This is a genomic window from Paraburkholderia sp. WS6 (genome assembly GCF_030464835.1).
Lineage (GTDB): Bacteria > Pseudomonadota > Gammaproteobacteria > Burkholderiales > Burkholderiaceae > Paraburkholderia > Paraburkholderia madseniana.
The window spans coordinates 1-8,276 of record NZ_JALQCK010000091.1 but is presented as its reverse complement, the minus strand read 5'-3'; the positions used below and the strand labels follow the sequence as shown (position 1 = coordinate 8,276).

8 protein-coding genes are annotated in these 8,276 nt (G+C 59.5%); 5 read left to right on the top strand and 3 right to left on the bottom strand.

Annotated elements, in window-relative coordinates; genetic code table 11:
* Positions 1–456: 456 nt before the first annotated feature.
* On the bottom strand, positions 457–1,419 hold the full coding sequence (locus M0D64_RS44415; RefSeq protein ID WP_154564037.1) for a D-glycerate dehydrogenase: 963 nt from the start codon (positions 1,417–1,419) through the stop codon (positions 457–459).
* 310 nt (positions 1,420–1,729) lie between these two features.
* On the opposite strand from M0D64_RS44415, the gene M0D64_RS44410 reads away from it, so the two are divergent.
* From M0D64_RS44410 to M0D64_RS44390, 5 genes are all read left to right on the top strand, one after another.
* Positions 1,730–2,488, top strand: a complete 759-nt coding sequence (locus tag M0D64_RS44410) for an SDR family oxidoreductase (RefSeq protein WP_171929525.1) — start codon at positions 1,730–1,732, stop codon at positions 2,486–2,488.
* A 54-nt stretch (positions 2,489–2,542) separates the two neighbouring features.
* Positions 2,543–3,859: an MFS transporter gene (locus M0D64_RS44405; protein ID WP_266262255.1), complete on the top strand. Its 1,317-nt coding sequence runs from the start codon at positions 2,543–2,545 to the stop codon at positions 3,857–3,859.
* A 26-nt stretch (positions 3,860–3,885) separates the two neighbouring features.
* Positions 3,886–4,275, top strand: coding sequence for a VOC family protein (locus tag M0D64_RS44400; protein WP_154564031.1), 390 nt, complete (start codon positions 3,886–3,888; stop codon positions 4,273–4,275).
* 108 nt (positions 4,276–4,383) lie between these two features.
* Positions 4,384–5,628, top strand: coding sequence for a citrate/2-methylcitrate synthase (locus M0D64_RS44395; RefSeq protein WP_266262254.1), 1,245 nt, complete (start codon positions 4,384–4,386; stop codon positions 5,626–5,628).
* 700 nt (positions 5,629–6,328) lie between these two features.
* Entirely contained in the window at positions 6,329–6,802 is a 474-nt protein-coding gene (locus M0D64_RS44390) for a hypothetical protein (protein ID WP_266262253.1), read from the top strand.
* A 125-nt stretch (positions 6,803–6,927) separates the two neighbouring features.
* Here M0D64_RS44390 and M0D64_RS44385 read toward each other — a convergent pair whose 3' ends face one another.
* Together M0D64_RS44385 and M0D64_RS44380 are read right to left on the bottom strand one after the other, a co-directional pair.
* Positions 6,928–7,857, bottom strand: coding sequence for a winged helix-turn-helix domain-containing protein (locus M0D64_RS44385; protein ID WP_323135791.1), 930 nt, complete (start codon positions 7,855–7,857; stop codon positions 6,928–6,930).
* A 236-nt stretch (positions 7,858–8,093) separates the two neighbouring features.
* Positions 8,094–8,276, bottom strand: a 183-nt coding sequence (locus M0D64_RS44380; protein ID WP_266262251.1) for a hypothetical protein, incomplete at its 5' end; no start/stop codon positions are given.

Genomic DNA, 8,276 nt, shown 5'->3' with positions numbered 1-8,276 from the left:
ACCTCCAGCGTCAGACCGTAGCCCCTACCGCGCGAGCGGTTTAGTCCTTCGACCCACTCCCGCCCTTCGGCGCGGTGCGAAACCAACGGCTGCTTGCGGTGTACAACGGCCGTTAGTCGATTTTATCGGGAGACGGGCGGTCAGTTCTTCGCCACCGCTCGGAATTAACTTGCGATCGTCTGTCGCGCGCCGTCCTTGACCAGATGGCCATCTCTGCCCAAGGCGCAGACAGACGTGGCAGGTTAGACGGCGTTCAAATCGATTTCGGCCATTACCCCGGCTGGCCGCCTGACATAGGCCGAGCATTAATACCGGGTTGATGCCGATCAACCTCATGAAAGCGGGAAAACGGCGGCACGCTCAAGAACGCTGCAGCGGTGGCCAATCATGCGTCGATGCGTACCACGCCGTTTTTCGACCGGCGTCGCAACGTTACTGTCCCGATGAGGCCGAGCCTTAGACAGGATTCGAGGCGGGCCGCCCTTCCAGCACGGCGGCGACATTATCCAGCGCCGTAAAGCCCATCTGGTCGCGGGTCTCAATCGTTGCGCTGGCCATATGGGGCGTCAGGAACACGTTGTCGAGTTCAGCGAAGCGCTTGTCGACATTGGGCTCGTTCCGGTACACATCCAGACCCGCGCTGAATAGATGACCCGAAGTCAGGGCGTCATAAAGCGCATCTTCGTCCACCAGGCCGCCACGCGCCGCGTTGACAAAAATCGCGCCTGCGGGAAGGAGTCCAAACTCTCTTTTCGTCATGAGTGGAACGGCTCCGCCCGGCACGTGCAGCGTGAGCACCTGGCAGTGCGGCAGCATTTCGTCGAGAGTGGCATAGAAGGTCGCGCCATTCTCCACCGACGGACCCGCACGGTGCATGTCCGTGTAAATCACGCGCATGCCGAATGCCTGCGCACGCTTGGCGACTGCCCGTCCAATACGCCCGAATCCAACGATGCCGAGCGTCTTGTCGTTCACTCGCGTACCCAGCATCTCGGTCATGCCGAACGATTTGCCCCATCCGTTGCGCATGATCCGTTCGTATTCTGAGGCGCGACGGCACGCAGCCAGCAAGAGCAGCATGGAGAAATCGGCCGTGCACTCGGTCAACGCATCGGGTGCGTTCGTGACGACGATTCCCCTTTCACGGGCCGCCGCTACATCCATGTGATCGAAGCCCGCGCTCGCGTTCGCAATGATCTTGACCGTCGAGGGCAGCGCGGCAATGTGTTCCGCCTGCAGGCCGGATTTTTTCCCGATGAGTACGGCCGGCACATCGTGCTTCTTGCAGAAGTCGACGACAGACCACGAGTCCATATCGGCCTCGGTCACGAAGGCATGGAATTCGGCTGCGGCGCGTTTCGCCACGGCTGTGGGAACCCTTCGCGCAATCAACAGGCTGGTGCGTTTATCTTCCGACATGGTTTTTCCTTTGGTAGGCAGACGTCGAGAGACTACGAAATCGCAGACCGGACCGTCAATGTTGATTGGACGAATCAACTCCTCGGTAATGATTAGCCCCTTATTGTTCGCGGCGCCTGCGCGTTGCGATTCGTTTCCGTCTTGCCCCTCTTCCATCTTGCTCGCGGCAACACGCGCATCAGGAAAACCCTGATGCGATCCCGGTCCGCAAGGCCCTCGGATGTTGATTCAATGAATCAAGATTGCTCACCGCTTAGCGCGGATGCAACTCTCTTTCCCGTGTTCAATTGAATCGTTGAGAGGAAGTCAAATGTCTGCATCAAAGAAGTTCGCAGCCGTTACGGGCGCCGGCTCCGGCATCGGCCGCAGCGCCGCCCTCGCGCTCGCCAACGCGGGATTCGCCGTCGCGCTGATCGGGCGCAGAGCCGAGCCGCTGCTGGAAACGAAAGAGGCCATCGGCATTGCCGGCGGAGAATCACATGTTTTCCAGGCCAACGTTGCCGACGCCGCGTCGGTCCAGCAGGCGTTTTCGCAGATCGCCGAGGCATTCGGCCGGCTCGACGTGCTCTTCAACAACGCAGGCCGCAACGCGGGGGCCGTCCCCCTTGAGGATTACGAGGTCGATTTCTGGAACGACGTCGTGGCCACCAATCTGACCGGCGTCTTCCTGTGCGCTCGGGCAGCTTATTGCCTGATGAAAGAACAGTCCCCTCAAGGCGGACGAATCATCAACAATGGATCGATCTCAGCCCACTCGCCGAGGCCGCATACCATCGCCTATACGGCAACGAAACATGCGGTCACCGGCATCACCAAATCGATCGCGCTGGACGGACGCGCGTTCAATATCGCCTGCAGCCAGATCGATATCGGCAACGCGGCGACATCGCTCACGGAACGCATGAACCGCGGCGTACTGCAAGCGGATGGCAGCATGGCACCCGAAGCAAGAATGGATGTGACGCACGTGGCGAATGCGGTCGCACACATGGCCAGTCTTCCGCTCGAGGCCAATGTTCTCAACATGACGATCATGGCGACCACGATGCCGTTCGTCGGCCGCGGATAAATCACCCTCGCGCCAACAATAAAAAAACAACTGGCGAATGTTCTGGAGACACCGATGAAAGCCGTAGAGGAACAAACATTGCCGGGCCGAAACCTGGTTTACGCGGATACTGCGAAACGCTCCAGGGTGCGGTACGTCGTGCTCTCGATGCTGCTCGCGGCAACCATCCTCAATTACGTCGACCGGTCGGCGCTGGGCATCGTTGCGCCGGGCCTCTCGAAAGGCCTCGCGCTCGACAAGATGGAGATGGGCGAACTGTTTGCCGGTTTCGGCCTTGCCTATTCCATTGCTCTCGTGCCCGGCGGCATGCTGACCGATATTCTCGGCTCGCGCCTCGCCTATGGGTTGTCCCTCCTCGGCTGGTCATTCGCCACGTTGACGCAGGGTTTCGCGAACGGCTATCAGATGTTGCTCGGATCGCGGCTCGCAATCGGCGCAATGGAGGCGCCGGCGTTCCCTTCGAATGCGCGCTCCGTAACGTTGTGGTTTCCGGCCCGGGAACGTGGCTTCGCGACCAGCGTATATGTCATGGGGCAATACATCGGGACCCCCTTGTTCACCGGCTTGTTGCTGTGGATCTCCGCCGCGTACGGTTGGCGTGCTGTCTTTTTCGTAACGGGCGGCGTCGGTATTCTGTTCAGTCTTCTCTGGTACGTGGTTTACCGCGATCCGCATCAGCACACGGGTGTGAATGCGGCCGAACTGCAGTACATCAATGAAGGCGCCACTGCGGCGCGCAAGCCCCGCGAGAAGTTCGATTGGCGCATGGCACTTAAGCTGCTCGGCTACCGGCAGATTCTCGCGATCTGCATCGGCAAGTTTTGCAACAACACCTTGCTGGTCTTCTTCACCACGTGGTTCATGACCTATCTGATCGAAGCGCGCCACATGTCGATGATCAAGGTCGGGATCTTCCAGGCACTCCCATTTATCGGCGCGACAGTCGGCATTCTGCTTGCTGGTTTCCTCTCGGACTTTTTCATTCGGCGCGGGGTGTCGATTTCCACTGCGCGCAAGGCGCCGCTCATTATCGGCACGCTGCTCGGCGCGTCTATCGTGCTCGTCAATTTCGTCGAGTCTAACGAGGGGGTGATCGCCATCCTGACTATGGCGTTCTTCGCGCAGGGCGTCGGGTCGATGTCGTGGGCCGCCGTCTCCGAAATCGCGCCTCGACAGTACGTGGGACTGACCAGCAGCATCACCAGCCTCGCGGCCAACATCGCGGCCGTCACCACGCCGCTCATGATCGGCTACATCACCCACCACACCGGCCACTTCTATTGGGCGCTCAACCTGATGGGCGCGATATGCCTGCTCGGCGCGCTCTCGTACTCCGTGCTGCTGGGGAAGCTTTCCCGCATCGAACTGTGACGCTTTTGACTATACGGTGAAATCGAATGATTGAATTCAAGTGGGACCATCTGCAACTGTGCTCGGCGGACGCCGAAGCCACTGCCGCGTGGTTTGCGCGCTGCCTGAACGCCGAGATCGTGCGTCGCCCGGGGCGGGTGGATTTGCGCATCGGCAGCATCAACCTTTTCATCACGTCGCTGACGAGCGCCCAAACCGGGCGCCCTCATGGCGAGCGGCAGCAGGGCATTGATCATTTCGGTGTGGTCGTGGACGATATCGACGCCGCGTTCGAGCATCTGTTGCGCTGCGACGCGGAAATCGTCGAGCCAATCAAGCAGGTTCGCCCCGGCGTCAGGGCCTGCTTCGTGCGGTCGCCGGGTGACATTCTCGTCGAGATCCTGGAGCGGCGACCCGTCGAGATGACTTTTACCTGAAAAAACGTCAATATTGGCGCTGGATCGGTCGTGCTCGAATGCACGGCGCGATCCACGTCGTCACTCCCCTGTTGCTCCGTTCCGCTGCAACTCCTTGCTTGCCATCCCATGCGAAACTGGATCACTCTGACTGAAGCGGCTCGACAACTCGGAGTGCAAGCGCAGACTGTCTATGCGTACGTAAGTCGAGGCACCATCGCGGTCATGCCGGATCCGCTCGACCCGCGCAAGAGCCTCTACCGTGCGGAGGACGTCGCCGGTCTGTGCCGCAAAAAGCAGGTGGGACGCAAGCGCGAAGCGCTCGCCGCCGGGACCATATTCGGTGCGGAACCCTGCATTTACAGCAGCATTACCACCTTCTCAAAAGGTCGGCCGTACTACCGGGGGCGGGATAGCATCCGGCTTTCGGACACGGCGACGCTTGAAGCCGTGGCGGCCATTCTCTGGAATGCGCGCGAGCCCGTTTCCTTCGAAACGGGTGACATGCCGCTACAGGGCGACGAACGAGGCAGGCAATGCGCGTTTACATCGCTGGCGGCGCTCGCGGCCTGCGGGCACTCGACCCTCGGACGCACGGACAGCGCACTGCATGTCGAGGCCGGCCGGCTTGTGGCGCTCATCGCGCAAGCGTTTGGCGCACGCTGTGACGCGAATGCACAGAGAATGCATGAACGATTCGCGCTCGGCTGGGGCCAGGACCGCGATGGCGCTGAGCTCATCCGCCGTGCCTTAGTCCTCGTGGCCGACCATGAGATTACGAGTTCGGCGTTCGCCGCCAGGATTACCGCCTCCACCGGCGCGTCGCTGCCGGGATGCCTGCTTACGGGACTCGCGACTTTCTCCGGCCCGCTGCACGGCGATGCGTCGGGCCGCGTGCGGGCCGTGTTCGACGACGTCGGAAGACTCGGTGCGGAGCACGTGGTTGCCCATCACTTGCAGTCGGCCATTCCGATCCCTGGGTTTGGACATCATTTGTATCCAGACGGCGATCCGAGGGCGGCCGCATTGCTCGAAGTGCTGAATCCGCCTCAAGAGCTCATGTCGTTCATCAACAAGGTGGTTGAGCTGACCGGGCTCAAGCCAAATATCGACGTTGCGCTTGCGGCCCTGGCGGCTCAGCTGGCGTTGCCGCGCGATGCATCGTTCGCGTTGTTCGCAACAGCCCGGAGCGTGGGTCTGCTCGCGCACTGTATTGAGCAACTCCGGGTGAGCAAGGTCATACGGCCACGAGGGCGCTATACCGGGCCCGCGCTGGAAGACGCCGCCCCCGCCTCGCCAGCGGAAGGCGGCGAGAATACGCTCGATCCAGTCACGCTCGACAAGAATCGGGTATTCAAAACGGTTGGGCGCTGAGAGGCCCGTCAAAGCGGATCTTTCCCGAAACGAAATAAACCTCGACGCCAATCGGCTCTCGCCGAAAGGACCGGCTTGTTCCTGCGGACGTACACGCTTTGAGCGAAGCGGCGTCGGTAGCTTCGAAAACGTTGCCAGAATGCTTATGACGATGGTGCATGCGACGCCAGACCATGGCCAGACTGCGGACGGAAGGTCTGGAGTCTGCACTGGAGCCGACATTCCAAGCGTTGCATCGAAGTGCGCCCGAGCGGCCGCTCATGGCCGAACCCTGAAATTCACGGCGGTCGATGCTCGATGCATCTGACACAACTTGCGAACTTCCGTACGCGACCCTCAACAGCCGCTCAAGTACGTAAGACGTCCGTCCGATTTCGTCCAGCAAACGGCCATCCACTTTCCAGCAACTCGTGCCATTTGCAGCGTTGATGCATCTCAGGTGCCAGTCCGGCTGCACGCCTATCACAATCAGACGTACTGCATCGACGCGACGCACAAGAAGAGCTTCCACCAGCCCTCCCGTTCGCCTTTTTGCCGGACATGCGAAACTGATTGCGTCAACATCCTCCATCCTGACACGTTTGAAAAATGCTTTCGCACGAAGACTTGCAGTTTTGCCGTTCGCTTGTACAACGTCCTTCGAGATTTCTGTCGACGGCACGGGAGAGGAAGTCAGAACTGTTGAGAAAGGGAGCAAATCATGACCGCAATTCAAACCCCACGTCGCTGTCCCAGATGCGGCCAGACAAAAATCGCGGAACTGGATTTCCATCGGAAGGGGCTTGGCTACGTCTCATACTGCAGGCCCTGTGTAACGTTGTGTCAGGCGGAGTGGCGAGCCGGGAACCGCGAGCGGACCAATATGACCGCGCGGCGTAGTTATGAGAAAAATCCGGATACGAAACGGCGCTACGCCCAGGAGAACAAGGAGAAATTCAATGCGGAAAAAAGGGAGCGCACCCGCCGCAGATACGAAGAAAAAAGACTTACCAATCCCGATCTGCCCATTCGATTTCGCAACGGCACAGCCAAACTGAACGAAACCAAGGTGTTATTAATACGCCAGCGATTGGCCGCCGGAGAATCAGTTGCTTCGCTGGCGCATGCATTCGGAGTGCATGTCGTGACCATCTATGCAATCAAAAAAGGTGAAACTTGGAAAGACGTTATCTGACGGGTGCGGCGGCACAAGGGGCACTACCTTGAGAACATCACGAATCCGAGACACTCCATAGGGGGCGCCGCCACGCTGCCGCTGCGGCCACACATGACGAGGCGGCCAGGGCCAGAATGAATTGATCAGCTACGGAGTTTTGTAAGCAGGTCGGCCACGCCGGCACGGGTGGCAATTTCCCAGATATATCCTCGAGAATAATCGACACCCACCCGCCGATGAAGCACGGTGCGCAATCGGCCGTTCGTCCAGTGATCAGCGTCTATGCCGTGCACTCTCGGCGACTCCTTAACCGTTGCGGCAACCCACGCCAGCGTTTCATCATTGATCGTCAAGCGCTTCTTCTCCGTGCGCAGCTTCGGTGGTCGCATCCTGTGGTCCAGTCCAAGCTTCCCGACGAGGGTCCTGACATGTCCGCTGGAATGGTAGACACCGAATCTCTCCTTGATCAGCTTTTGAACATCCCCGTTTCTCCAGAGTTCGGTTTCATACCCGTGGGCCATGGGGCTGCCCTCCAATGTCGCCCGTAACCACTTAAGGGCCTCGGGGCCAAGCGTGGCACTGCGCCCGGATGCCTTGAGCTGCTCAACAGCCTCAACGCCGTCAGCAACCACCATTGATCTGTATTTTGTAATGGTGCGCACGCTGATGTTGAGCGCTTTCGAGACGTGCTCGACACTGTCCCCATCCAGCAGCATTTTGGCAGCGATCTTCCGGCGCGCGGCATAGACGTCGCTCGGTGGTTTATGAGCGGTAGCAGGTGACGCCTTTTCTGAAGTTGAATAGGTGAGTCGATAGGCGAGGCCATAACCTCGAACGAGGTAGCCAACATGCGAAGGTGAAAACTGGACGCCGAGACGCCGCAAGATCAATTCGCGCAGTTGGCTAATGGTCCAGGTTGGCCCTGGATAGCCGTGAAGCCCTGGCGAATGCTTGATCGCGCTAACGAGCCAGCTTTGCGAAGCATCATCCAGTCTCGAGGGCCCCCCGTGGATGCGAAGGCGAGCAAGGGCGTCAGCTCCGTCCCTTTCAACCAGGTCCTTGTACTTGCTCACGGTTGGAAGACTCAGTCGAGCCTTCCTGGACACTTCGCTAATACCCTCACCATTTAACAGAAGCCTGGCGGCAAGAGCCCTACGGTGTGCGAGAGGGATATCGTCTTTCTGTTTGCCCATCGTCGTGCGCGCAAATGAATTGGTTGGTATGTCGCATTGCGGTCTCCGTATTTATACACGAATCGAGACAGATTCGGGCGGGAGGGCCAAGCAGGCTCACGACCAGATTTGCGCTCCTATCCCAAACGAAAGTCCGACATCAGATCAACTTCGCGACGCAACCGCATGGTTACCGACCATTCTTGAATGGCCGTTAAGCGGAAGTTTTTGGGTCGTTCGATTGCCGTAGCCGGGTGTCCCTTGATGGCCGCACTTTGCCTTTGCCGCGCCCCCCGGTTCATCAACAACCGCGCGCTCGA

Excerpts from the sequence above, each read along its gene's own strand:
- M0D64_RS44410 (WP_171929525.1), top strand. The coding sequence starts at position 1,730 with ATGTCTGCATCAAAGAAGTTCGCAGCCGTTACGGGCGCCGGCTCCGGC.
- M0D64_RS44415 (WP_154564037.1), bottom strand. The coding sequence starts at position 1,419 with ATGTCGGAAGATAAACGCACCAGCCTGTTGATTGCGCGAAGGGTTCCC.
- M0D64_RS44405 (WP_266262255.1), top strand. The coding sequence starts at position 2,543 with ATGAAAGCCGTAGAGGAACAAACATTGCCGGGCCGAAACCTGGTTTAC.
- M0D64_RS44395 (WP_266262254.1), top strand. The coding sequence starts at position 4,384 with ATGCGAAACTGGATCACTCTGACTGAAGCGGCTCGACAACTCGGAGTG.
- M0D64_RS44390 (WP_266262253.1), top strand. The coding sequence starts at position 6,329 with ATGACCGCAATTCAAACCCCACGTCGCTGTCCCAGATGCGGCCAGACA.
- M0D64_RS44400 (WP_154564031.1), top strand. The coding sequence starts at position 3,886 with ATGATTGAATTCAAGTGGGACCATCTGCAACTGTGCTCGGCGGACGCC.